Source organism: Streptomyces sp. NPDC101219, assembly GCF_044767675.1.
Lineage (GTDB): Bacteria > Actinomycetota > Actinomycetes > Streptomycetales > Streptomycetaceae > Streptomyces.
The window spans coordinates 20,626-45,225 of sequence record NZ_JBIWOK010000027.1 but is presented as its reverse complement, the minus strand read 5'-3'; the positions used below and the strand labels follow the sequence as shown (position 1 = coordinate 45,225).

Sequence of the window (24,600 nt, the reverse complement as noted above, 5' to 3'; positions counted from 1 at the left end):
GAGGCACACCACCATGACCCGACAGAACGTGCGGACCAAGGACCGCGGGACCGACGCCCCGTCCGACACCGCGGTCGCCGTGGACCGTCTGGTCACGGCCGGCCTCAAGGCACTCGCCGACTACGAGGGTCTCACCCAGGAGCAGGTCGACCACATCGTGAAGAAGGCGTCGGTCGCCGCCCTGGACCAGCACACCGCGCTGGCCCGTCTGGCGGTCGAGGAGACCGGGCGGGGGGTGTTCGAGGACAAGGCGGTCAAGAACATGTTCGCCTGCGAGCACGTCACGCACAGCATGGGGCACCTGAGGACCGTCGGGGTCATCGCCCGCGACGACATCGAGGACATGGTCGAGATCGCCGAACCGGTGGGCGTGGTGGCCGCGGTCACCCCCGTCACGAACCCGACCTCCACCACCATCTTCAAGGCCCTGCTGGCGCTGAAGACCCGCAACCCGGTCGTGTTCGCCTTCCACCCCTCCGCCCAGCGTTGCAGCGCCGAAGCCGCCCGCGTCGTACGGGACGCGGCCGTCGCCGCGGGAGCGCCGGAGCACTGCGTGCAGTGGATCGAGCAGCCGTCGGTGGAGGCCACCCGCACTCTGATGCGGCACCCGGGCGTCTCACTGATCCTCGCCACCGGCGGCAACGCCATGGTCAAGGCCGCCTACTCGGCCGGCAAGCCCGCCCTCGGCGTGGGCGCAGGCAACGTTCCCGCGTACGTGCACAAGAGCGCGAAGCTGCGCCGGGCCGTCAACGACCTGGTGCTGTCCAAGGCGTTCGACAACGGCATGATCTGCGCCTCCGAGCAGGCCGTCATCCTGGACACCGACATCTACGACGCGGCGCTCGCCGAGTTCCGCACCCTCCACGCCCACCTGGCCACCTCGGAGGAGAAGGCGAAGCTGGAGTCCTTCCTGTTCCCCGCCACCGCCGGACCGGGCGCCGGCTGCGAGCCCAAGGTCAACGCGTCCGCCGTCGGACAGAGCCCCGCCTGGATCGCCGAACGGGCCGGGTTCTCCGTTCGGGAGAACACCTCGGTCATCCTCGTCGAGGCCGAACGCGTCGGCCCGGACGAGCCGCTGACCCGCGAGAAACTCTGCCCGGTCCTCGCCGTGCTGCGCGCCGAGGACGAGCGCCACGGCTTCGACCTGGCCGCCGACATGGTCGCCTTCCACGGCCAGGGCCACAGCGCCGTCATCCACACCGGGGACCCCGCCATGGCCGAGGCGTACGGCAAGCGGATGAAGACCGTGCGGATCATCGTCAACTCGCCGTCCTCGCAGGGTGCGATCGGCGGCGTCTACAACGGTCTGCTGCCCTCGCTCACCCTGGGCTGCGGCTCCTGGGGGAGCACATCGGTGTCCAACAACGTCTCCGCCGCCCAGCTGCTCAACGTCAAGCGGGTCTCCACCCGCCGCAACAACCTGCAGTGGTTCAAGGTCCCGCCGAAGATCTACTTCGAGCCGCAGGCCATCCGCTACCTGGCCTCCATGCCGGACGTCCACCGCGTCACGATCGTCACCGACGCCACCATGACCCGTCTCGGATTCGTCGACCGGATCAGCCGCGTCCTGCAACGGCGCCGGGAACCGGTCACCCTCCAGATCATCGACAACGTCCAGCCCGAACCCAGCATCGACTCCGTACAGCACGGTGCCGACCTCATGCGGGACTTCCGCCCCGACACGCTCATCGCACTCGGCGGCGGCTCGCCCATGGACGCGGCCAAGGTGATGTGGCTGCTGTACGAGCAGCCCGGCATCGACTTCGCCGACATGCGGCAGAAGTTCTCCGACATCCGCAAGCGCGCCTTCCGCTTCCCCACCCTGGGCAGGCTGGCCCGCCTGGTGTGCGTGCCCACCACCTCCGGAACCGGCGCCGAGGTCACCCCCTTCGCCGTCATCTCCGACCCCGCCACCGGCAAGAAGTACCCGCTGGCCGACTACGCGCTGACTCCCAGCGTGGCCATCGTCGACCCCCTCCTCACCACCGCCCTGCCCCCGGCGCTCGCCGCCGACAGCGGCTTCGACGCCCTCACCCACGCCATCGAGGCGTACGTGTCCGTCTACGCCAACGACTTCACCGACGGCCTCGCCCTCCACGCCATCCGTCTGATCTTCGGCCATCTCGAGGCATCGGTGAACAACCGTGGAGAGGCTGCTGAGGCCCGGGAGAAGATGCACAACGCCGGCACCATCGCGGGCATGGCCTTCGGCAACGCCTTCCTCGGCATCGTCCACGCCATGTCCCACACTCTCGGCGCCACCTTCCACATCGCGCACGGTCGCACCAACGCGGTCCTGCTCCCCCACGTCATCCGCTACAACGGCACCGTCCCCACGAAGCTCACCGGCTGGCCCAAGTACGAGAACTACCGCGCCCCCGAACGCTTCCAGGACATCGCCCGCACTCTCGGCCTGCCCGCCGCCACCCCGGCCGAGGGCGTGGAATCCCTCGCCGCCGCCGTCGAGCGCCTGCGCGACGCCGTCGGCATCGAGCCGACGTTCCAGGCCCTCGGCGTCGACGAGCGCGCCTTCCTCGACGCCCTGCCCCAGCAGGCCCTCAACGCCTACGAGGACCAGTGCGCACCCGCCAACCCGAGGATGCCGATGCTCGACGACATGCAGGAACTCATGCGCACCGCCTACCACGGCTGAACACGGCAGTGCCGGAAGCCGCCGTACGGGAGCCTGACCGCTTCCTCGCGGCGGCTTCGCCGTGCCGGGCGGTACCGGCCGACATGCCGGAGGGGTCCACGACCCCGGCGCACGGACCATCGGGCCCTAGGTGTGCTGTCCCGGGACGTTGGTGACACGACCGTCGTGGAGCTGCGCGGGGACCTCTGACATCGCCGTGACACCGATCGTCGCGGCACACCGGGAAGCCCTCACCGCGTACCCGCGCCCCGATCTGGTCGTGGACCCCTCCAGCACCGACGGCACCGCCGGCGCCTCGCGGTTGCCGAGTCTGCGCGGATCGCCGAGAAGGCGGGCGATGATGCCGGAGGACGAGACATGGGTCGCACCGGCCGGGGCGAGGACGCCCGCGGCGTCGAGACCGAGCAGCCATCCCGCCGCGGCGCCCGGGCGGCGTCGAGGACCAGGTCCACGACCGCGGAGGACCGGTGACGGCGCAAGCCGGCCGTGAATGCCCGGACAGTGAAGTCCAGACCGAGAGTCAGCAGCAGGAGGATCAGCCCGATCGCGGCGCCGGTGTCGACGAACGCACGGGCCGCCGGGACCGGCGCGATCCACCGTCACCGTCGCCCAAGGCGAGTCCCGCCAGCAGGTACAGCGCTACGGGTGTCGGGGCGAAGCGTCTGGTGACCGCGCCGAGCAGGCTCAACGCGGTCAATGTGAAGCCCGGTTCCGCAACAGGGTGACGGGGCATGCACGGTTCAGCCCTGGACGAACCCGCAGCGCAGCCCCACGCCGGGAAGCAGCACTTCGTCTACGTCCATACGTCTCCTCCTCACCGTGCTTCCTTTGGTGTGCCGGGTTTCCTCGGGCGCGCCTCGCGTACCGTCCCGTGCCCCGGAGCGTGCCCTGCGGGGCCGGGCTCGCCGGTCGTCATCGCGGGCCGTCCGACAGGCGGACGGCCGCGGGACAGCCCCCGGCGAACTTCCCGCCGGGGGCCTGTCGGCGTGCTGGTGGGGCGGGTCCTTGGGAGGGGTCCGTCTCACCGGCCTGGTTCAACGCAGCCATCGGTGGTCGCGGACGATCGGGAGCCGGGCCCACAGGCGGCCCAGACCCAGCGCGTCACCGGCCGAGACCGCGGCCAGCGCGATCAGCACCACCGCGTAGATCAGGTGGTAGTCCACGAACGGGTTCGTCGACATGCTCGCCGACCCGTCCGACAAGTGCTTCGCCGGCGGCCACTCCGCCACCCACATCAACGCCATCATCACCGTGCCCGCGAAGGCCGCCAGGCGCAGCGCCACCCCCGAAGTCAGGGCCAGCCCGATCCCCAGCAGACCCAGCATGAACAGCCAGTCCGCCCACGCCGCCCCGGCCCACGCGTGGAACGTCGACTCCATCGGACCGACCGCCACATGCCCCAGGAAACCCTCCGTGGGCGAGCCCCCGTCGATCCAGCCCTTGCCGGACGCGGTGGCATAACCGAAGCCGAACGTCTTGTCGAGGAACGCCCACAGAAAGACGAACCCCATCAACACCCGCACCGAGGCCAGGACATAGGCCCGTGCGGTGAGCGCGCCGGCCTCCGCCGGCACAGCCGCCTCCGGCGCGGAAACCGCGCGGTCGCGGCGGAACGACGGCAGGTGAAAACCCGAACCACGGTGCGTGGACTGGTGCACGGCCATGACAGTGACTCCTTCGGACGGACTCCGGCTTGCTTCCCGACACCACCCACTCTCCCGGCTCCCGCCACCCCGCACCCGACGCCGAAGGTCCGCACCCGAGGACTCAACAGTCCCGGACAGCAGGGACCTTCGGCCACGACCGGCGGCGCGCGGGACGGTCATCGGCTGTGCCGAGGCCGGCCCTGACCAACGAGCTGTGCCGGGGGCTTCGGTGGCGGTCCGGGCGGCAGCCCGTGCGGCGCGTTGCGCGGGGCGTGATCGGGCCGGGGACCCCGCCGGTGCACGGCGGGTCCCCGGCCCGCCCGCGTCACGGGCGGGCCGGGGACCCGAGCAGGCGTGGCCGGGGCCTCGCACCCCGCGAGTGCCGCGCGTCGGCACGCCGTTCACCCGGGACTCCGTCCCCCTGGGAACGGCCGTCGTCCCGCGTACTTCTTCCGGTCAGTCGTGCGAGACCACCGCTACCGGAGCGGCGGCGTGGTGAAGCAGCGCCTGGGTCACCGGCCCGATGCGCGCACCGACCGCCGCCCGGCGGACCCGCCGGCCCACGACCACGAGAGCGGCGTCGTAGGAGGCGTCGATCAGGTGGCCGCCCGCACCACCGACCGTGGCCTGCGCGCTGACCTCCACGGCGGGGTACTTCTCCTGCCACGGCCGCAGGACGTCGGCCAGTTCGCGCCGCACCTGGGCGGCCGTGCGGTCGTTCAGGCCGGGCATGAGGTCGCCGCCGTAGGTGTAGGGCGGCAGCGTCCAGCCGTGGACGATCCGCAGGCGTGCGGCGCGCCGCGAAGCCGCGTCGAACGCGAAGTCGATCACCGCGTCGTCGGGCTTGTGCAGGTCGAGGCCGAGGACGACGTCGCGGTGGTCGGTGGCAGCGGAGAGTCCTGGTGCCGAGGGCTCCGGCCGGTCTTCCTTCCCGCCTTGTCCGGCGGCCCGGACGAGGACGACGGGCCGCCTGCACGAGGCCAGGACGGGGAGGGAGACGGAACCGAGCAGGAATCCCGCCGTCCTGCTCAGTCCGCGGGATCCCAGGACCAGCAGCTCGGCGTCCTCGGCGGCCTTCAGCAGAGCAGGGACGGGCAACCCGGAGATCTCGTCCGTGTCGATCCGCAGCCCGGGACGGCGTTCGGCGACGCGCTTCCGTGTCTCGTCCAGCAGGCGCTGCGCTCCTGCGTGCTGGAGGTCTCTCGGCGGCACCGGCACGCCGAGTGCGGCCGGCGGCGCGTAGGCGGGTGGCTGCCACTGCCATGCGGTCACGAGCCGCAGGGGCAGGTCCCTGAGCTGTGCCTCGCGTGCGGCCCAGTCCGCGGCAGCCACGCTCGCGGGCGAGCCGTCCAGTCCGACGGTGATGGTGCGGGTCATGGTGAACCTCCTTCAGGCTGCTTCGAGTGTTCGTTCCGCGGGGCGGTGGCGGCAGGGGCCGCTGGTCCTCGCCCGGCATCCGACGGTCCCGGTGTCCGGCCCACCGGTTCGCCGCCCACCGTCGTCAGAGGGCGAGTTCAGGCCGTACGAGCGTCCCCGACGTTCCGTGGGCGATGGCGTACGCGGCATCGAGGGCTCCGATCGCGGCCAGACCACCGGTCCGTTCCACGAACCGGGCGGCGGCCTCGGCCTTGGGCTTCATCGACCCCTCGGGGAAGGCGCCGTCCCGAAGCTGTGCGGGGGTCACGTCGAGCACCGGCTGCTGGCCGGCCGTGCCGAAGTCTGCGTAGACGTTCGGGACGTCGGTGAGGATGAGCAGGAGGTCCGCCTTGAGTTCCTCGGCCAGGAGCGCTGCCGTGAGGTCCTTGTCGACGACGGCCTCGACCGCGGTCAGCCCGCCGGTGCCACGGTCGGCCGTCACCGGAACCCCTCCGCCGCCGGCGCAGACGGCCAGGGTGCCGCTGCTCAGCAGTGCGTGGACGGTGTCCGCCTCGACGATGGCCTCGGGCGTCGGGGACGGCACGACGCGGCGCCACCCCGTGGTGTCCTTGGCGATGTGCCAGCCGCGCTCGCGGGCGAGCGCGTGCGCCCCCTCCCGTGAGTGGGCCCGGCCGACGAACTCGGTGGGCCGCTCGAAGGCCGACGGACACCCGGCGGCGGCAACGGCCGTACGGGACACCGTCGGTGGTCGTACGTCTCCCGGCTTGTGGGATGATCCGGACGGCCTCCGAGCGGATCCGCCCCGGCCCTTGTCGGCTGACGGTGTCCTGAGGGAGGCCGGCCGTGGAAACAGGAGACTCGGACGAGGAGGCACGGTGAGCGGTGTCGTGGTGGTCGGCGTGGACGGATCGGCGTCGAGTCTCACGGCGGTGGAGGTGGCGGCGCGGGAGGCCCGGTTGCGCGGGGCGGCACTGCGCGTGGTGCACGCGTGGTTGTGGCCCGCGATGCACGTGCCGCTGGGACCGTCGCCGATGGGCCCGCCGGAGGGCGGGTTGCGCGGCATGGTCGACCGTCTGGTGACCGAGGCGGTGGAACGGGCCCGTGCGACGGCGCCGGACGTCGACGTCAGTCACGTCGTGGTGACCGGTGAACCGCTGACCGTGCTGGAGGCCCAGTCCCGTGCCGCCGAGCTGGTCGTGGTCGGCTCCCGCGGGATGGGCGGGTTCGTCGGCCTGCTGGTGGGCTCGACGGCGGTCCACCTGGCGGCGCACGGCCGGTGCCCGGTGCTGGTGGTGCGCGAGCAGCCGCAGGACGACGGTCCGGTGGTGCTCGCCGTCGACGGCTCCGCCGCGGGCGAAAGGGCTGTGGAGTTCGCCTTCGCCGAGGCCTCATTGCGGAAGGCGCCTCTTCTGGCATTGCACGCCTACACGAACTGGAACGCCCCACTGCCCTCTCCTCAGGACCCGTCGGAGCCGGACGCGAACCCTCCGGGTGCACTGGCTCAGGCTGAGGAGCGGCTGCTGGCCGAAACGCTCGCCGGCCATCAGGAGCGCTGTCCGGACGTGGTGGTGGAGCGCAAGGTGGTGCACGGCGGTCCGCGCGAGACGCTGATCGAGGCGAGCCGTTCCGCCCAGCTGCTGGTGGTGGGTGCCCGGGGCCGGGGCGGCTTCGCGGGTCTGCTGCTGGGATCGGTCAGTCAGAGCCTTCTGCACCACGCGCACTGCCCGGTGGCGGTGGTGCGGGGAGCGGACGGTTCTCACTGACACGCCTCGCCCACCGCCCCGTCCTTCGGGGCGGTGCCGGGCGGGGATCCACCCCGGGGCCCCGCCCTACTCGGTGCCCTCGGCAAGCGCGGCAGGCCACCCGAGTACGGGCGCCTCGGTGTCCGGCCGGGCAGGATCGGGCCGGGGTCGGGCCGGGATCGGGCCAGGGTCGGGCCGGGGTCGAACGTCCCGGGTCCTGACCTGGTCAGCGCTTGACCTTGATGATCATCCTGCTGGAGGGTGAAAGCGAGGGGCCGCATCCGCGGCCTCCCGAAGAGGGAGAGCACAGTGAGTGATCCGGTGATCGTGGGAGTGGACGGCTCGGCGTCGAGTCTCACGGCGGTCGATGTCGCGGCCCGCGAGGCCCGCCTGCGGAGCACATCGCTGCGCATCGTCCACGCCATCGGCCGCCCGTCCGCGCACCTGCCGTCCGGCGCGGCGCCGTGGAGTCCTGCCGACCACGGCCTGGAACCGATGGTGGACGGACGACTGGCCCGGGCGGAGGAGAGCGCGCACGCGGTCGCACCCGGCATCGAGATCACTCGCTCGGTGGTGCCCGGTGACCCGATCGAGGTCCTGGAGATCGAGTCGCGGTCGGCGGCGCTGACGGTGGTCGGCAGCCGCGGCCTCACGGGCTTCTCCGGGCTGCTGCTCGGCTCGACTGCGGTCCATCTGGCCGCGCACGGCCACGGCCCGCTGATGGTGGTGCGCGGCCGGCCGGACCCGGCCGGACCGGTGCTGCTCGCCGTGGACGGCTCCCCGGCCGGGGAACGGGCCGTGGAGTTCGCGTTCGCCGAGGCCGCCCTGCGCGGCGCCCCGCTCGTGGCACTGCACGTGTGGAACACCTGGAGCGAACGCGCCTACGAGGGACCCGGCGATCCGCTGACCTCGGTGGTGGCGGACGCCGAGCGGCTGAGGGAGGCCGAACAGCAGCTCCTCGACCGGACCGTGGCCACATGGCAGGAGAGCTACCCGCAGGTCACCGTCGAGCGGCGCCTGACGCGGTCCCGGATCCGCAACGCGCTGATCGACGCCAGCAAGGAGGCCCAGCTGGTGGTGGCCGGAGCCCGCGGCAGCGGCGGCTTCACCGGCCTGCTCCTGGGATCGGTCAGCCAGGCCCTGCTGCACCACGCCCACTGCCCTGTCACCGTCGTCCGCGGCAAGGAGTGACCGGGCCCCGGCGGGCCGCAGCCCTCGCCCCGCCCTCACTTCACTGCGAAGACGCCACGAGCGGGAGGCCACCGACGTGGCGGACCTGCTCGACGCCGCCCGGCCACGGGCCCCGACCACGGCCGAAGCCGGGTGCCGGCGGCGGTTGAGACGGCGGGCCTCGACGTCGAGCACCCGGCCGTCGCGGCGCACCCGGGCTCTCGGGAACAGCACCTCCGGCATCGGCTCGCTACGACTCGTCGGTCGTGACCTGGAGCGATCCGGTTCTTCTCGTCACCCCACGCGTTCCCAGCCACGGCGCGGGGGACGTGCGCCGAGCCGGGTGTCGCGGCTGCGGTAGACGATGTAGGGGCGGGTGAGGTAGCCCAGCGGGGCCGTGAGCATGTGGACGAGCCGGGTGAAGGGCCAAGCCGCGAAGAGCAGCAGGGCGCTGATCGCGTGCAGCTGGAACAGCACCGGCGCGCCGGTCATCAGGTCCGGATCGGGCTGGAAGTAGAAGATGGAACGGAACCACGGGGAGATGGTCTCGCGGTAGTCGTATCCTCCGCCCACGACGTTCGCGGCCACCGTGGCGGCCAGGCCGAGCACGATGGTCACCGTCAGAGACAGGTACATGGCTTTGTCGTTGCGGGTGGTGGCGGAGAAGACCGGGCCGACGGTGCGGCGGCGGTAGATCAGGATGGCCGTTCCGCCGAGCGTGGCGACACCCGCGATCGTGCCGAGGACGACCGCGCCGATGTGGTACATGTGCTCGCTGACGCCGACCGCCTCGGTCCAGCTCTTCGGGATGAGCAGGCCCCCGATGTGTCCGAGGAGTACGACGAGGATGCCGAAGTGGAACAGCGGGCTGCCGATGCGCAGCAGGCGCCGTTCGTACAGTTGGGAGGAGCGGGTGGTCCAGCCGAACTTGTCGTAGCGGTAACGCCAGACATGGCCGAGGACGAAGACAGCCAGGGCGACATAGGGCAGGACCACCCACAACAAGATGCCCCCGGTGCCTGACTCCGCCGCCAGGGTGAGGGGATGCGCCAACGCGGTCATCGGGGGCCTCCTACGACGGGGTCGGGCAGGAACACGGGGGACGACGCGTACGGGTCGAGACCGACCTGTTCTTCGGGCGGGCCCTGGGCGGCGAGACGCAGGACGGCTTCGCGGTCGTCGCCGGCGAGTGCGGGCAGGGTGGCGGAGACGGAGTCCAGCACGTGTGCCCAGGGGGAGCCGTCGTCGTTCAGGGCCAGGCGCAGCAGCTCCAGTCCGGCGCGGTGCTCGGTGAGCAGGCGCGCTCCGGTGGCCGGGTCTGTCGCGGCGAATTCGAGTACGACGGCGAGGTGGTCGGGCAGTTCGTCGTCGGTCAGGCGCCAGCCGGCCGCGGCGTAGGTCTGCTTCAGGCGCAGCAGGGCGAGGCCCCGTTTGCGGGTGTCGCCGTGGGCGTAGTAGGTGAGGTAGGGGCAGCAGCGCTTGCGGTGGTCGAAGGTGGCGACGTAGGCGGTGGTCAAGTCGGCGGTGGCGGTCTGCTCTGCGTGTGCGGTGAAGCGGAGCAGAGGGCCGGCGACCGGTTCGGGCAGGGAAGCGGCGACTCGGCCGGCCAGGGTCAGGCGCTGCTCGAACTGCTCGTCGGGGTAGGCGAGCAGCAAGGACTGGGCCTGCCAGGCGTAGGGGTGCCAGGAGTCGGTGCGATCGGTGCGGGTGGTCTTCTTCTTGAAGGCTTTCACGGCTTCGGATCGACCTCCCCGTCGCTGTCCCCGTCGGCGCTGCTGCCGTCGGATGGCCGGTCCGGGAACAGGCCGGGCGGGGAGCCCTTGCCGTCCCAGTTCAGGAGATTCACGCGGGCGGCCTTGTCGGTGGGCGCTGCCGGGGTGTCGGCGGTCTGCCGGTCGCGCAGGGCGTGGAAGTTCTCCACCGCGATGGGGGCGGCGCCGCCGGAGGTCTCGCCGAAGGGGCCGGAGCCGCCCATGCCGGGGCCGCCCTCGTAGTCGAGGCTGCACTCGGTGGCCAGTTCCTCGAGACTATGGGCCTGTTCGGCGTGGGCGGCCGGGATGACGTACCGCTCGTCGTACTTGGCGAGGGCGAGCAGCCGGTACATGTCGTACATCTGCTCCTCGCCCATGCCGACCGACTCGGGGATGGAGGCGTCCGGTTCGCGGCCGAGGTTGATGTCGCGCATGTAGGAGCGCATGGCGGCCAGCCGGCGCAGGACCGCGTCCACGGGAGCCGGGTCGCCGGCGGTGAACAGCTGGGCCAGGTAGTCGACGGGGATGCGCAGGGCGTCCACGGCGGCGAAGAGGTTGCCGTGGTCCTCCGCGTCCCGGCCGGTGTCACGGACCGCGTCGACGACCGGGGACAGCGGCGGGATGTACCAGACCATGGGCAGGGTGCGGTACTCCGGGTGCAGCGGAAGCGCCACCTTGTAGGTGTTGATCAGGGCGTGGATCGGGGAGCGCTGCGCGGCATCGATCCAGTCCCGCGGGATGCCGGCCTTCTCGGCTGCGGCGATGACGGTCGGGTCGTGCGGGTCGAGGAACACCTTGCGCTGCGCCTCGTACAGGCCGGTCTCGTCAGGCGTCGAGGCGGCTTCCAGGACGCGGTCGGCGTCGTAGAGGACGAGCCCGATGTAGCGCAGCCGGCCGACGCAGGTCTCGGAGCAGACGGTGGGCAGGCCGACCTCGACGCGGGGGAAGCAGAAGGTGCACTTCTCGGCCTTGCCGGTGCGGTGGTTGAAGTACACCTTCTTGTAGGGGCATCCGGTGATGCACATCCGCCAGCCCCGGCAGCGGTCCTGGTCGACCAGGACGATGCCGTCCTCCTCGCGCTTGTAGATCGCCCCGGAGGGGCAGGACGCCGCGCAGGACGGGTTGAGGCAGTGCTCGCAGATGCGCGGCAGGTAGAACATGAAGGTCTGCTCGAACTCGAGCTTGATCTTCTCCGAGACCTCGTTGAGGAGGACGTCCTTCTCGCCGGTCGCCGCCGATCCTCCGAGGTTGTCGTCCCAGTTCGCCGACCAGGCGATCTTCATGTCCTTGCCGGTGATCAGGGACTTGGGGCGGGCGACGGGGGTGTGTTCCTGCAGCGGGGCGTTGGTCAGGGTCTCGTAGTCGTAGGTCCAGGGCTCGTAGTAGTCGTCCAGGGACGGCATGACGGGGTTGGAGAAGATGGTGATCAGCTTCTTGAACCGGCCACCCGCCTTCAGCGCGAGCTTCCCACGCTTGTTGAGTTCCCAGCCGCCCTTCCAGGTCTCCTGGTCCTCGTAGCGGCGGGGGTAGCCCTGGCCGGGCCGGGTCTCGACGTTGTTGAACCACACGTACTCGACGCCGGTGCGGTTGGTCCACGCCTGCTTACAGGTGACCGAGCAGGTGTGGCACCCGATGCACTTGTCGAGGTTCATCACCATCGCCATCTGGGCCATGACACGCATCTCAGTACTCCACCTCCTGGTTCGCGCGGCGTCGGATGACGGTGACCTCGTCGCGCTGGTTGCCGGTCGGGCCGAGATAGTTGAAGGCGTACGACAACTGGGCGTAGCCACCGATCAGATGGGTCGGCTTGATGAGCAGGCGGGTCAGGGAGTTGTGGATGCCGCCACGCCGGCCGCTCGTCTCGGTGCGGGGCACGTCGATCAGCCGGTCCTGCGCGTGGTGCATGTAGACGGTGCCTTCCGGCATGCGGTGCGAGACGACCGCGCGGGCGGCGACGACACCGTTGCGGTTGACGGCCTCCACCCAGTCGTTGTCGCTCACGCCGACCTTCTCCGCGTCCTGGGTACTCATCCAGATCGTCGGACCGCCCCGGGAGAGCGAGAGCATGAACAGGTTGTCCTGGTACTCGGAGTGGATGGACCATTTGTTGTGCGGGGTGAGGTAGCGGACCGTCACGCCCAGTTCACCGACCTCTCCGAGACGTGGCTCGCCGAAGAGTGCGTCCATGTTCAACGGCGGTCGGTATACGGGGAGTTGCTCACCCAGAGCGGTCATCCAGTCGTGGTCGAGGTAGAAGTGCTGGCGGCCGGTGAGGGTGTGCCACGGCTTGTCTCGCTCCACGTTGACCGTGAACGGGGAGTAGCGGCGTCCGCCCGTCTCCGAGCCGGACCACTCGGGGCTGGTGATGACCGGGACCGGAGCGGCCTGGGTTTCGGCGAAGGTGATCTGCTTGCCCTCGTGCTCGGCGGCCAGGTCCGCGAGTTGCGTGCCGGTGCGGGCCTCGAGGGTGTGGAAGCCCTGGGTGGCCAGGTGCCCGTTGGTGGTGCCGGACAGGGCGAGGATCGCCTCGCAGGCCTGGGAGTCACGGGCGATCGAGGGCCGTCCGTCGGCCGGGCCGCCCCTCACGGTGCCGTTCTTGTGCCGCAGGTACTCCAGCTCACGGCCGACCTTGAAGGTGACGCCCTTGGTGGTGGCGCCCAGGGTGTCCAGCAGCGGGCCGAGGGCGCCCATCTTGTCGGCGACGGCCGCGTAGTCCCGCTCGACCGTGATCAGTTTCGGCATGGTGCGGCCGGGCACCGGCTCGCACTCCCCTGCCTTCCAGTCGCGGACCCTGCCGTGCGGGGTGGCCAGTTCGTCGGGGGTGTCGTGCAGCAGCGGCGCGGCGACCACGTCCTTGCGCACCCCGAGGTGTTCGGCGGCCTGGCGGCTGAACTCCTTGGCGAGGGTGTGGAAGGCGTCGAAGTCGGTGCGGGTCTGCCAGGGCGGGGCGATGGCCGGGTTGAAGGCGTGCACGAAGGGGTGCATGTCCGTGCTGGACAGGTCGTGCTTCTCGTACCAGGTCGCGGCCGGCAGGACGACGTCGGAGAAGACGGTGGTGCTGGTCATGCGGAAGTCCAGCGTCAGCAGCAGGTCGAGCTTGCCCTCCGGGGCCTCCTCCCGCCACACCACATCCCGCGGGCGGGCGTCCGGCGGCGCTTCCGTGGCACGCACCGACGCGTCGGTGCCGAGCAGGTGTTTGAGGAAGTACTCGTTGCCCTTCGCCGAGGAACCCAGCAGATTGGCCCGCCACACGGTCAGCACCCGCGGGAAGTTCTCCGGCGCGTCAGGATCCTCACCCGCGAACCCCAGTCGCCCTGACCTCAGCTCCTCCACGACGTGCGCGCCCACGTCACGGCCCGCGGCCTCCGCCTCGTCGGCGAGGTCCAGCGGGTTGCGGTCGAAGGTCGGATACGAGGGCATCCAGCCCATCCGTGCCGACTGCGCGATCACATCGGCGGTGGTCTTCCCCGCGAACGGGCCGCCCTGTCCCGCCGCTGCGAGGGTATCGGCGGAGAACGGGTCGTAACGGAACTGGTCACTGTGCAGGTACCAGTACGCCGTCTGGATCATCAGCCGGGCCGGACGGTTCCAGTCCGCGGCGGTCGCGATCGCCGAGTAGCCGGTGATCGGACGGACCTTCTCCTGGCCGACGTAATGAGCCCAGCCGCCGCCATTGACGCCCTGGCAACCCGTGAGCGTGGTGAGCGTGAGGAAGGCCCGGTAGATGGTGTCGGAGTGGAACCAGTGGTTGGTGCCCGCCCCCATGATGATCATCGAACGGCCGCCGGACTCCTCGGCGTTGGCGGCGAACTCACGCGCGATCCTGGCCGCCTTCTCCGCGGCGACCCCGGTGATCGCCGCCTGCCAGGCGGGGGTGTACGGCTCGCTCGCGTCCTCGTACGACGCCGGCCACTCACCCGGTAGCCCATCGCGGCCCACCCCGTACTGCGCCAGCAGCAGGTCGAACACCGTGGTCACCAAGCGGCCCGCCACCCTGCGCACCGGTACGCCACGTCGCAGCCGTCCCGCGCTGCCGTCGGGTACGTCGAAGCGGGGCAAGTCGACGGCAACCGGTGCCTCGTCAGTGCCTCCGGCGGACAGGAGAGGGTCGATGGTGCCGAGATCCAGGTTCCATTTCCCGGCCCCTGCCTCGCCGTAGCGGTCGCCGAGAGTGCCGTTCGGCACCACCGGCTGCCCGATGGCCGCGTCCAGCAGCACGGTGCGGAACTCCGCGTGCTCGGCCTCGGCGTGCTCGCCGCCCAGGTCGGCCGCGGTAAGGAACTTGCCCGGCCGGTAGGTGCCCGGCGTGCCGTCGATCTCGTCGAGGGCGACCAGGAACGGCAGGTCGGTGTACTTCTTCACGTAGTCGGTGAAGTACGGCGTGGCCCGGTCGACGAAGAACTCCTTGAGGATCACATGCCCCATGGCCATCGCCAGCGCCCCGTCGGTGCCGGGCTGGGCCGCGAGCCACTCGTCGGCGAACTTCACGTTGTCCGCGTAGTCCGGGGAGACCGCCACCACCTTCTGGCCGCGGTAGCGGGCCTCGGCCATCCAGTGGGCGTCCGGGGTCCGGGTCACCGGCAGGTTCGACCCCCACATGATCAGATACCCGGCGTCCCACCAGTCCCCGGATTCCGGGACGTCGGTCTGGTCGCCGAACACCTGCGGCGAGGCCACCGGCAGGTCGGCGTACCAGTCGTAGAACGACAGCATCGCCCCGCCGAGCAGTGAGTAGAAGCGGGCCCCGGCCGCGTGGGAGACCATCGACATCGCCGGGATCGGCGAGAAGCCGGCCAGCCGGTCCGGCCCGTACTCCTTGATGGTGTGCACGTGCGCGGCGGCGACCATCTCCACCGCCTCGTCCCAGCTCGCCCGCACCAGGCCGCCCTTGCCCCGCGCCCGCTTGTAGCGGCGCGCCTTCTCGGGGTCCGAGACGATGTCCGCCCAGGCCGCCACCGGGTCGCCCAGCCTCCGCCTGGCCTCCCGGTACATCTGCAGCAGCACGCCCCGCACGTACGGGTAGCGGACCCGGGTGGGCGAGTAGGTGTACCAGGAGAAGGCCGCGCCCCGGGGGCAGCCGCGCGGTTCGTACTCGGGGCTGTCCGGGCCGACGGAGGGGTAGTCGGTCTGCTGGGCCTCCCAGGTGATGATGCCGTCCTTGACGTACACCTTCCACGAGCACGAACCCGTGCAGTTCACTCCGTGCGTGGACCGCACCACCTTGTCGTGCGACCAGCGGTCCCGGTAGAACTCGTCCGCCTGCCGGCCGCCCTTGCGGTGCAGGGTGCGCAGGTCGTCAGAGACCTCCGCCCTGGTGAAGAAGCGGCGGCTGCGCACCAGCGCCTCCGCCAGATCGCCGTCCATGCCCGCCCGTGCCCGTTCCGGGCTGGTCTCCGTACTCACCGTGCCACTCCGCTCCGGGCACCCGAGACGCCCGTTCGAATCGTGATCGGTTCCGGCCGCTGACGACTCTACGACCGCCGCCCCCGGCAAGGTCAACAACCAACTCCACAACAGCGTGCGACTTGGTGAAGATCGTCTGCGTCCAGGGTGGGCTACCCGGACTCCGAGTGACCACACCTGTGCATGTCGGCCCTGTGCCCCGCTCGGCTGAGCGGGGCACAGGCATGGGTTGTTCCGCTGATGAGGCCGAGTGCGGCCGGTCAGGTGACGGGCCGGGGCAGGGCACTGCCCGCCTGCTCGCACACGGCCTCGACCGCTTCCCATTCCTCGGTACTGAGATGTGCGAGTGCGGCCGGGAAGACGCCGTCCTGTTCCTTGAGGATGTGGGAACGGAGCAGGTCCATGGCACCCAGCAGCCGGTCCGGCCACGTCCGGTCAGCGGGCGTGACGCCGTCGGCGACCTCGGCCAGCACCGCCTCGATGTGACGGTGCTCGGCCTCCAGGACCGCGATCCGGTCGGGGAAGTCTCCGGCCATCGCGGGGAACAGGCCGTGCTCCTCCACGTGCGTGTGAGGACCGAGCACGGTCGCGATCTCGCGGGCGACCTCCGCCATTCCGGCCACGTCTCCTGCCGGCTGGGCGGGGCGGAGGTGGCTGATCAGACGGACGACCTCGTCATGTTCGCGGGTCAACTCGTCGATCGATGCCAGCGACTGACATCCGCAGTACTCGCACACCGGTTCTTCTCCTTGCTGCTCGCTGTCCCCGGATCGTGTGCCGCCCTTGGACCCTGTTCGTTCCCGCCGCCCTTACGCGGTGGTGCGGGCGCTCGTGCGGTGCTGGTGCCGACGGCCGGCACGCGGCGTGCGCTTGCCACCACCGGCCGCCGTGCGGACGCCGGTGAGGGTGTAGGCCAGCGCGGCGGCGGCGACGATGGCGAGCAGGGCCAGGCCGGCCGCGTACGTTCCGTACTGGCCGTACAGCGAGCCCATGACCAGCGGCGGCAGGAAGCCGCCCAGGCCGCCCGCGGCGCCGACCACGCCGGTGACCGAGCCGACCTGGTCGGCCGGGGTGCGCAGGGCCACCAGGGCGAAGGTCGCTCCGCTGCCCGCGCCGAGCGCGGCGGCCATGGCCAGGAAGGCGATGGTGCCTGCCGGGGCCAGCGCCGGGGTGAACGCCTGAGTCACCGCTCCGGCCACGACCACGACCAGCGAGCCGGCCAGCACGCGGACCGGGCCCAACCGGTCGGACAGCCAGCCACCGATCGGACGCATCGCCACGGCGAGGAGCACGAAGCCGGCCATGCGGTTGGCGGCGTCGGCCTGGGTGAGGCCGTAGCCGGTCTTGAGGTAGGTGGGCAGGTAGACGGAGAAGGCCACGTAGCCGCCGAACGCGACCGCGTACAGCGCGGACGCCTGCCAGGTGATGGGCAGCCGGGCGGTGGTGGCCAGGCGGCGGCCCAGCGGCTCGGTCGGCACAGTGCGGCCGGGTGCGTCCCGCAGCAGCAGCGCAGCGACCACGGAGTAGCCGGCCAGCACCGCGGCGGTGATCAGGAAGGGGGTGGACATGCTGTTCGCGTCGACCAGCTTCACCGTGGTCAGGGCGCTGATGGCGGTGCCGCCCATGCCGGCGCCGAAGACGCCGATGGCCAGGCCGCGCCGCTCGGGCGGGAACCAGGCGTTGACCAGCGGCACGCCGACGGCGAACGCGGTGCCGCCGATACCGAGGAAGAAGCCGCCGATCAGCAGGGCGGCGAGGGAGTCGTGTCCGGCCAGGCCGAGGTAGAGCACGGGCACGATGGTGGCCGCCGACACGATCGGGAACATGACCCGGCCGCCGAACCGGTCGGTCAGGGCGCCCACGGGGATGCGGCCCAGGGAGCCGACCACGACCGGAACCGCCACCAGCAGCGACTGCTCGAACGACGACAGGTCGAGGCCGTCCTTGAACCGGGGGCCGAGTGGGCTGAGCAGCGCCCACGCCCAGAAGTTCACGGCGAAGCCGACCGTGGCCAGGGCCAGCATCAGCCAAGCCCGGCCGGAGACCTGGGCGTCCGACGGCGAACTGCCGCTCTTCGACTTCAACGGCTGGGCCATGTTGTCCGTCCCTTTCGTCTTGTGGTGGTTCTGCGCATCTGGACCACCCATGGCCGCAGGCCCCTTGCCTGCGGAGCGGCCTTCAGGAACCACTGTCCGCATCGGGGCCGACCGCAGGCATGGGCCAACAGTCCCTGCCGACGGACGGACGGTCCCCTGACCCGGACCCGGCAGTCCCTCCGCGCGGCCGCGTCCCTCCGCGCGGCCGCGTCCCTCGTCCACCGGCTTACCCGCACGGTTCCCGCGAAACGACGGCAGCGGTCGGCCGTCCTCACACCGCGAGGGGCCCATGGGGGTAGGGCCGGTCGGCCCTACCCCCACACGGCATCCGCGGGGACGATGGACCGATGTCCCACAACGATGCCTTCCGCGCACTCGACCGGCAGGAGTGCCTGCGCCTGCTCGCCAAGGTGCCGGTCGGCCGCGTGGTCTACACCCGACACGCACTGCCCGCGGTCCTGCCCATCAACTTCTCCCTCGACACGGACGCCTCCGTCCTGCTGCGCACGTCCCCGGACTCGGACCTCGTCCGCGCCATCGACGGCGTCGTGGTCGCCTTCGAGGCGGACGAGTTCGACGCCGCTACCCGCTCCGGCTGGAGCGTGGTCGTCACCGGACGGGCCACCGTCGTGACCGGTCCCGACGAGCACGCCCGGCTCTCGGAGACCGGCCCCGCGTCATGGATGCCCCTGCAGGACGAGGTGTTCGTACGGATCGAGTCGGAGATGGTCACCGGACGCGAACTCAGGGGAACGCCCGGCATGCGGTGAGGCGCGGCCCTGGGCTCCGGCCGCCTGGATTGCGGTGTCGGTCGGCAAAGGCTCGGCCTCTTCCGAGGAGCACCCGCACGGGCACGTCGAACGGATATCGGCCGCCGCGACCTCAGGCAGGGCGGTCGGGCGGCACGGGCCCGGTGATACGCCATCAGCCCGGGACGTCCCGACCGCAGCCCTCCGATGGACTACTCGCCGCGGCGCTGTCCTCCGGCAGGACCCCGTTGCCGGGCACCATGCCGGGCACCATGCCGGGCACCATGCCGGGCACCATGCCGGGCACCGGGAGCATACGGGGCCGGCTGTCGCGACGCGCCCGGGGACCCGGCCCTCGTCAACTCCACGGAATCTGCCTCCTGTTCCGCAGGGTCACCTGGCTCGTATGCACACGGCCAGGCCCCGGGTGTCCGGAGCAGGACGGTGCAGCGCTCAGTCCTCCTCGGTTCCGGCCGCGGGAGGCGGTGCTGGCCGAGCAGCGGATTGCCCGGGGGCTCGCGGTGTGCCGGCGCCGTCCGGTCCGTAGCCGAAGCGGATCAGCACGTGAGGGTGGCACCGCTTGGGTCGCGGAAGCGCGGTCGCGGCCCGCAGGTCGGGCCATTCCATGGCCTGGTGCAGCAGTGACGTGCGCACCCCGTGGGCGGTCGCCGTCAGGAGGACGTACTGCAGGGCCTGGCCCGCCCGCAACCAGTCCTCCCGCCGGTCGTGTGCCGTCCACAGCAGACCGAGCTGGGCGTGGCGTTCGAACCACAGGGCGGGCCGACGGCCGGCGGAGAGGGGACCGGTGAAGTCCCGCATCGGCATGCGCTTGCCCGCATCCGGCGGGCCGAGTGCGGTGGCGGGTATGCCGTAGGGGGCATCCCTTCCTGGAGCGGTGATCCAGGTGAGGGTTTCGGCGGTGCGGTCCGGGTGGGCCCGGTTGCGTGCCTCGGCTGCGGCGGTCAGGCGCAGAAGCCGCCGTGTTCCGGCGAAGTCCGGTACGTGAAGACGTGCGCCGGCGGCGTGTGCCGCCGACGTCATCTCCGCCACGATCGGCTCGGGCACGGGGCGGCCGGTGAACGGCATCCGGCTCGTGTGCCGCCGTGCGATGGCCTCGTAGAGGCCGTGGCTCATTGGCCGTTCGTCCGCGCCGAGGGGACCGGTCAGTCGTACGGTGGCCGACAGGCCGGGGTTGTGCGGGTCCGGCAGCAGCCTCACCTCCGGGCGCCGGCCCAGGTGGAGGGCGGCGAGACGGAGGTTGAAGACGGCGGCGCCCACGGACAGGTACTGGGCGCGGTGCAGGGGGTCGGTCAGCGGCAGCGTGCGTTCCGGTGCCGAATGGACCTCCAGCACCTGGTGGTGGGGGTCGAGGCGGAAGCGCCAGGGCTGGGTGTTGTGGATCGACGGGGCCGCCACGGCGGCCGTCAGGAGCGACTCCACGGTGGCTGCGTCCAGGACGGCTCGGGTACGCACGATGCCTTCTCCTTTTCCTTCTTCTTCCCTTTTCTTCTTCGTGGCTGCTGGTCAGGTGACGGGCAGGGCGGTGGCGAGCAGGACGACACCGAGTGAGCCGACGAGGGACGCGACCGCCAGGGCGCGGGCCAGGTCCGCACGGCCCTTTGCGTGGGCGATGCCGTGTCCGGCCGCGGCGAGCATCACCATCACGAACAGGGCGAGTTTGGTGGTCAGGGTGCGGCCGTAGCCGGGTTCGGCGAGCGAGGCCCAGGTGACTCCCTTGTGCCAGGCCATGGCCCAGCCGGTGACCAGTTGCACGGGCAGGAACACCGCCCCGGTCAGCATCCCGAACCGGCGGCCGGCCGCGGCGGTGAAGCCGTCCTTGGCCTCCGGGGCGAGCAGATGGCGGGCCAGCGGCAGGACCACCAGGGAGAGTGCCAGCTGGCCCCCGACCCACAGAGCGGCGCCGGCCACGTGCGCGAAACGCACCAGGGACCACCAGCCGACGGTGTCCACTACTCGCTCACCTCCACCATGCCGTGCGCGCCGGCCTCGGCGTGGCGCATGTCGTGGTCGACGAACGGATAGTGGCCGGCCTCGGGGAACGTCGTCTCGACGAAGCCGCCCTGCGCCGGGGCCAGATCCAGTACCTGGGCACCGCCCGCATCGCCGGACTTCAGCGCATAGGCGCCCTCCTTGTACACGGTGTCGAAGACGGTGCCGACGATGTGGAAGGCGATGCCGTCGCTGGGACCTGCGGCGACCACCCAGAAGCGGGCCCGCTCGCCGGCCTTCGCCTTCAGGGGCCGCTGGGTGTACTGGTTCGCGATGCCGTTGAACAACCAGGCGTCCGGGGTGTTCCGGCGCATCTTCGTCACCTGGGCCGTGCTGCCGGGCGTGCCGGTGTAGAGCTCGGAGGAGACCAGCACGTACTCGTGGTCGACCTTCGCCAGGCCGGGCGGGTCGATGATCACGGCGCCGTACATGCCGTTGCCCATGTGCTGGAGCATCGGCGAGGTGCTGCAGTGGTACAGCCACGCTCCGGCCTTCTCGGCACGGAACCGGTAGACCAACTGCTCGCCCGGGTCGAGGGTGCGCATGGGCTTGTCGGGGGCGAGGGCGCCGGCGTGGAAGTCGATGCCGTGGCCCATGCCGGTGTCGTCGTTGACGAGGGTGATCTCGAAGACGTCGCCGACCTTGCCGCGCAGGGTGGGGCCGGGTGCGGTGCCGCCGAAGGTCCACATCTGCTGTTTCACGCCGGGGGCGACCTCCACCGTGGTGTGGGCGGCGTGCAGTTCGACCTCGTGGACGGTTCCGCCGGGCGCGGGGGCCAGTCCGGCGTCGCGTGCTTGCCAGCCGTCGGAGAAGTCGGCGGCGAGGTCCAGTCCGTTCGAGGCGGTGGTGGAGTGCCCGTCGTGACCGTCCGCGTGCTCGGCCGTGCCGTTCTTCGCGGTGTCCTTCACGACGATGTCCATGGTCATCCCGGCGGCCCGGTGGCCCGGCAGCGTGCACCACGCCTCGCGGTCCTCGGTGACGGTTCCGAGGTCGAGGGTGTGACTGTCGCCCTTGCCGAGCATCGGAGTCGACGGGCCGTCCTCGACCTTGAGGTCGTGGCGCTGGACATCGGCGTTGGTGACCTTCAGCCGCAGCGCCGTTCCCGCAGCGACGTCGAGCCGGGCCGGGCGGATACGCATGTCGGCGAGGGTCACCTCGATGGTGCGGGTCGCGGTCGCAGCTCCGCTTCCCGCCGCGGAGGCGACGGCCGGATCGCCGGTGTCACCTCCGCTGTTGGCCACGAGCACGGCCAGCACGGTCAGGACGACGCCCGCGGCCGTGCCCCACAGCGCGGGGCGCCGAGACGCACCGGCGGCTCCCGCGTCCGGGGACGCCTTCCGGCCGCTGCGGACGAGTACGGGCACCGCGAGGGTGAGGAACGCGGCCCCGGCCAGCGCGGCCAGCAGCATGCCGGTCGTGGCGGCGGGATCGGGCAGCGGGAGTGCCGCGAGCGCTACACCGGTGTTGAGGGCCGCCAGCCGCGGCAGCCAACCCCGTTCGAGCAGCGCCCGTACGGTGGCACGGTCTCCGGGGCCGCTGCTGAGGACGACCGGGAGCAGGTAGGTGAGGGCCCCGATGAGGATCTGGGCGACGAAGCCGATGAGCAGCACCGGCAGCAGAGCGTCGATCGCGGCCTGTGCCTCCGCGAGCGGTCGGGCGGCGAGCCGTGCCAGGTCGGCCGCCACGGCGATCAGCAGCCAGCAGGTGGCCGTGGCGAGCATCCAGGCTGCTGCCGCGGACACGGGACGGCTGCCGCGTACCGTACGCACGAGCAGGTGGACTGCGAGAGCCGCGCCCGCCGCATAGAGGGCGACGCCCGCCGCCGCCGGCAGGCGCCGGCCGAGGGCCAGAGCGGCGGCCGCGACCAGGAGTCCGCTGCCGGTGAGCCACAGCACCCATCGGGACACCGTGGTGGTGCGGTCCTTCATCCGTACGCCCAGCACGGTCGGCCACAGCATGAACAGCGTGCCCAGGACGGGCAGCCCGATCCAGCCGAGCAACGTGACGTGGAGGTGCGCCAGGCGCAGTCCGGCGTACCGGCCGGGCCCGCCGGCCCCGCCGCTCGACAGCATCCAGCCCAGGACGGCGCCGGCGATCAGAGCGGCGGTGGCCGCCCGGTAGTAGGAGACGATCGGCTTGAGCCGTCCGCCGAGTGCGCCCCGCCCCAGGCGGACCAGCATCACCAGGTGCGCGCCGGCCGCGGCCACCAGCGACGCGGCGGAGACGGCGGTGAGGACGGCAGTGGCGGTCCACACCCCGAGGAGCAGTCCGGCCACGGCGAGGTTGGCCGTCACGAGCCGGGCGGTGCTCCAGCGCTGGTCGGGGATCCTCGCGTGCAGCAGGGCGACGGCGAAGTGCTCGCTCCAGATCAGGACGGCGGTGGTGACGGCACCGAGCAGGAACATGTGCACGGACAGCCAGCGGGCCACCGGCATGGTCTCCTGCACCGCGGCCGCGAGCAGGGCCAGGCCCAGCCACGCCGCGACCAGGACGTGGGCGCGCAGATGCCGGGCCTGCACGCCCGACGCCCTGAATCTGTTCGGGTACTTGGCGGGTCCGCTCGCGTCGCCTGTCCCGGTGGGCCCGTCGGCAACGGTGGTCATGCCACTCCTCGGTGCTGTTGCGAACCCGCGTCGCTGTCCTGGTGCGAAGCGTTCCCGCCGTCGTTGCCGCCGGGCAGCAGCGCGGTCAACTCCGCCTGGTAGGGGAAGGATCCGGGGACGTATCCGCACCACGGTTCCTCGGCGTACGGGTCGCCGGTGACGCCGTACGCGCGCGATCGCGAGCCGCCGCAGACCCGGCGGAACTCGCAGGCTCCGCACCGGCCGCCCAACCGGTCGGCGTCCCGCAGTCCGGTGAAGAGCTCGGAGGTGCGGTAGATCTCCGTGAGCGGCGTCTCGCAGACGCTTCCGGCGCCCAGCGGCAGGAAGCCGCTGGGGTGCACGGTGCCGGTGTGGGAGATGAAGACGAAGCCGCGGCCCGCGTTGACGTCCAGCGGCGGACGCCTCGCCCGGCGCGCTGCGGCGTCCAGGCCCAGCTCGGCGGCCCGCTCGCGCAACTCCCGGTACAGCGCTCCGAGTCCGAGGACCGCCACGTGGTCGTCACCGGTGGCGGCGAGGATCCTGCGCTGCAGGGCGACGCGGCGGAAGTGGTGCGCCTCGGTGGTCTTGGCGGGTACGGTCAGGCCGACGTCGTGGACGAAGTTGAGGACGTCCTCCGTCTCCGCCGGCGTGAGTACGCCGAGAGTGCGGCCGCGACCGGTGGGCACCAGGAAGAAGGCGCTCCACAGCATCGCGCCGTGCTCGGCGACCAGGCGGACGATGTCGGGGAGGTCGTGCAGGTTGTGCCGGGCGACCGTGGTGTTGATCTGCACCTTCATGCCGAGTGCGCGCGCGGTGTCCCAGGCGTCCAGGGTCCAGCGGAACACTCCGGCCACGCCTCGGAAGGTGTCGTGGAGGTCGGCGGTGGAACCGTCCAGACTCAGTGAGAGGCCGACGGTACCCGCCGTGTGCAGCTCCCGCAGCCGCTCGGCGGTGAGCGTCGGCGTACCGGAGGGGGACACCGCGACCCGGACGCCGGTCTCCCTGCCGTAGGCGATGAGCTCGGTCAGGTCGGGGCGCTGGAACGGGTCACCACCGGTGATCACGAACAGCGGGGCGGGCTGCCCGAAGGCGGCCACTTGGTGCAGCAGGTCCTTGGCGGCGGCGGTGTCCAGTTCGCGCGGGTCGCGGTCGGGCACGGCCTCGGCACGGCAGTGCAGGCAGGCCAGCGGGCAGGCCCGGGTGGACTCCCAGATGACGATGAACGGCCGCTCCCCCGCGTCGTGCCGCTGACGCCGGATGGGCTGGGCGACGGCGTTCATCGCGCAGCCCGGCCGAGCGCCCGGAGGCTGTGTCCGGCCGCCCTGGAGTCGGGGCAGACGAGGCGGGCGGCCGGACGGTGACCTGACCGGACAGGGCGCGGCACCCACCGCGAGCGACAGCGGTGGAATCGGCCTCGA

Annotated in this window: 16 protein-coding genes and 1 pseudogene; 4 read left to right on the top strand and 13 right to left on the bottom strand. The window is 71.7% G+C overall.

Going from position 1 to position 24,600, the window contains the following annotated elements:
- The first annotated feature begins 13 nt into the window (after positions 1-13).
- On the top strand, positions 14-2,653 hold the full coding sequence (gene adhE, locus ACIRPP_RS31635; protein ID WP_403650119.1) for a bifunctional acetaldehyde-CoA/alcohol dehydrogenase: 2,640 nt from the start codon (positions 14-16) through the stop codon (positions 2,651-2,653).
- Positions 2,654-3,687: 1,034 nt separating this feature from the next.
- Here the strand turns inward: adhE and ACIRPP_RS31630 are convergent.
- From ACIRPP_RS31630 to ACIRPP_RS31620, 3 genes and pseudogenes are all read right to left on the bottom strand, one after another.
- Entirely contained in the window at positions 3,688-4,317 is a 630-nt protein-coding gene (locus ACIRPP_RS31630) for a hypothetical protein (protein ID WP_403650117.1), read from the bottom strand.
- A 438-nt stretch (positions 4,318-4,755) separates the two neighbouring features.
- Complete coding sequence (locus ACIRPP_RS31625; protein WP_403650114.1) at positions 4,756-5,676, bottom strand: universal stress protein; 921 nt, start codon at positions 5,674-5,676, stop codon at positions 4,756-4,758.
- 124 nt (positions 5,677-5,800) lie between these two features.
- Positions 5,801-6,542, bottom strand: a pseudogene (locus ACIRPP_RS31620) (carbamate kinase); the annotation flags it as partial.
- 9 nt (positions 6,543-6,551) lie between these two features.
- On the opposite strand from ACIRPP_RS31620, the gene ACIRPP_RS31615 reads away from it, so the two are divergent.
- Together ACIRPP_RS31615 and ACIRPP_RS31610 are read left to right on the top strand one after the other, a co-directional pair.
- Positions 6,552-7,439: a universal stress protein gene (locus tag ACIRPP_RS31615; protein ID WP_403650111.1), complete on the top strand. Its 888-nt coding sequence runs from the start codon at positions 6,552-6,554 to the stop codon at positions 7,437-7,439.
- A gap of 288 nt (positions 7,440-7,727) precedes the next feature.
- Positions 7,728-8,609, top strand: a complete 882-nt coding sequence (locus ACIRPP_RS31610; protein WP_403650108.1) for a universal stress protein — start codon at positions 7,728-7,730, stop codon at positions 8,607-8,609.
- A gap of 273 nt (positions 8,610-8,882) precedes the next feature.
- On the opposite strand, the gene narI is transcribed toward ACIRPP_RS31610, so the two are convergent.
- The 6 genes from narI to ACIRPP_RS31580 form a co-directional block, all read right to left on the bottom strand.
- Positions 8,883-9,650 (bottom strand): respiratory nitrate reductase subunit gamma, encoded by a 768-nt coding sequence (gene narI, locus ACIRPP_RS31605; RefSeq protein WP_403650105.1) that lies wholly within the window; start codon positions 9,648-9,650, stop codon positions 8,883-8,885.
- Positions 9,647-10,321: a nitrate reductase molybdenum cofactor assembly chaperone gene (gene narJ / locus ACIRPP_RS31600; RefSeq protein WP_403650102.1), complete on the bottom strand. Its 675-nt coding sequence runs from the start codon at positions 10,319-10,321 to the stop codon at positions 9,647-9,649. The genes narI and narJ overlap by 4 nt, the downstream gene beginning before the upstream one ends.
- Positions 10,318-12,021: a nitrate reductase subunit beta gene (gene narH / locus ACIRPP_RS31595; RefSeq protein ID WP_403650099.1), complete on the bottom strand. Its 1,704-nt coding sequence runs from the start codon at positions 12,019-12,021 to the stop codon at positions 10,318-10,320. The genes narJ and narH overlap by 4 nt, the downstream gene beginning before the upstream one ends.
- A gap of 1 nt (position 12,022) precedes the next feature.
- Positions 12,023-15,706 (bottom strand): nitrate reductase subunit alpha, encoded by a 3,684-nt coding sequence (locus ACIRPP_RS31590; protein ID WP_403650151.1) that lies wholly within the window; start codon positions 15,704-15,706, stop codon positions 12,023-12,025.
- A 299-nt stretch (positions 15,707-16,005) separates the two neighbouring features.
- Positions 16,006-16,482 (bottom strand): hemerythrin domain-containing protein, encoded by a 477-nt coding sequence (locus ACIRPP_RS31585; RefSeq protein WP_403650096.1) that lies wholly within the window; start codon positions 16,480-16,482, stop codon positions 16,006-16,008.
- A gap of 72 nt (positions 16,483-16,554) precedes the next feature.
- The gene (locus tag ACIRPP_RS31580; RefSeq protein ID WP_403650149.1) at positions 16,555-17,769 is read right to left on the bottom strand and encodes an MFS transporter; all 1,215 of its coding nucleotides are present in this window, start codon (positions 17,767-17,769) and stop codon (positions 16,555-16,557) included.
- A gap of 419 nt (positions 17,770-18,188) precedes the next feature.
- Between ACIRPP_RS31580 and ACIRPP_RS31575 the strand changes: the two genes are divergently transcribed.
- Positions 18,189-18,611: a pyridoxamine 5'-phosphate oxidase family protein gene (locus ACIRPP_RS31575; RefSeq protein WP_403650093.1), complete on the top strand. Its 423-nt coding sequence runs from the start codon at positions 18,189-18,191 to the stop codon at positions 18,609-18,611.
- A 432-nt stretch (positions 18,612-19,043) separates the two neighbouring features.
- Here the strand turns inward: ACIRPP_RS31575 and ACIRPP_RS31570 are convergent, their stop codons facing one another.
- From ACIRPP_RS31570 to ACIRPP_RS31555, 4 genes are read right to left on the bottom strand one after another with little or no spacing between them, the layout of a single operon-like run.
- Positions 19,044-20,063 carry an Acg family FMN-binding oxidoreductase gene (locus tag ACIRPP_RS31570; protein ID WP_403650090.1) on the bottom strand — a complete coding sequence of 340 codons (1,020 nt, stop codon included), beginning with the start codon at positions 20,061-20,063 and terminating at the stop codon, positions 19,044-19,046.
- Positions 20,064-20,114: 51 nt separating this feature from the next.
- Positions 20,115-20,561, bottom strand: a complete 447-nt coding sequence (locus tag ACIRPP_RS31565; protein ID WP_403650086.1) for a hypothetical protein — start codon at positions 20,559-20,561, stop codon at positions 20,115-20,117.
- Positions 20,561-23,203, bottom strand: a complete 2,643-nt coding sequence (locus ACIRPP_RS31560) for a multicopper oxidase domain-containing protein (protein WP_403650083.1) — start codon at positions 23,201-23,203, stop codon at positions 20,561-20,563. Before ACIRPP_RS31560 ends, ACIRPP_RS31565 begins: the two co-directional genes overlap by 1 nt.
- The gene (locus ACIRPP_RS31555) at positions 23,200-24,462 is read right to left on the bottom strand and encodes a TIGR04053 family radical SAM/SPASM domain-containing protein (RefSeq protein ID WP_403650080.1); all 1,263 of its coding nucleotides are present in this window, start codon (positions 24,460-24,462) and stop codon (positions 23,200-23,202) included. The genes ACIRPP_RS31560 and ACIRPP_RS31555 overlap by 4 nt, the downstream gene beginning before the upstream one ends.
- Positions 24,463-24,600 lie beyond the last annotated feature (138 nt).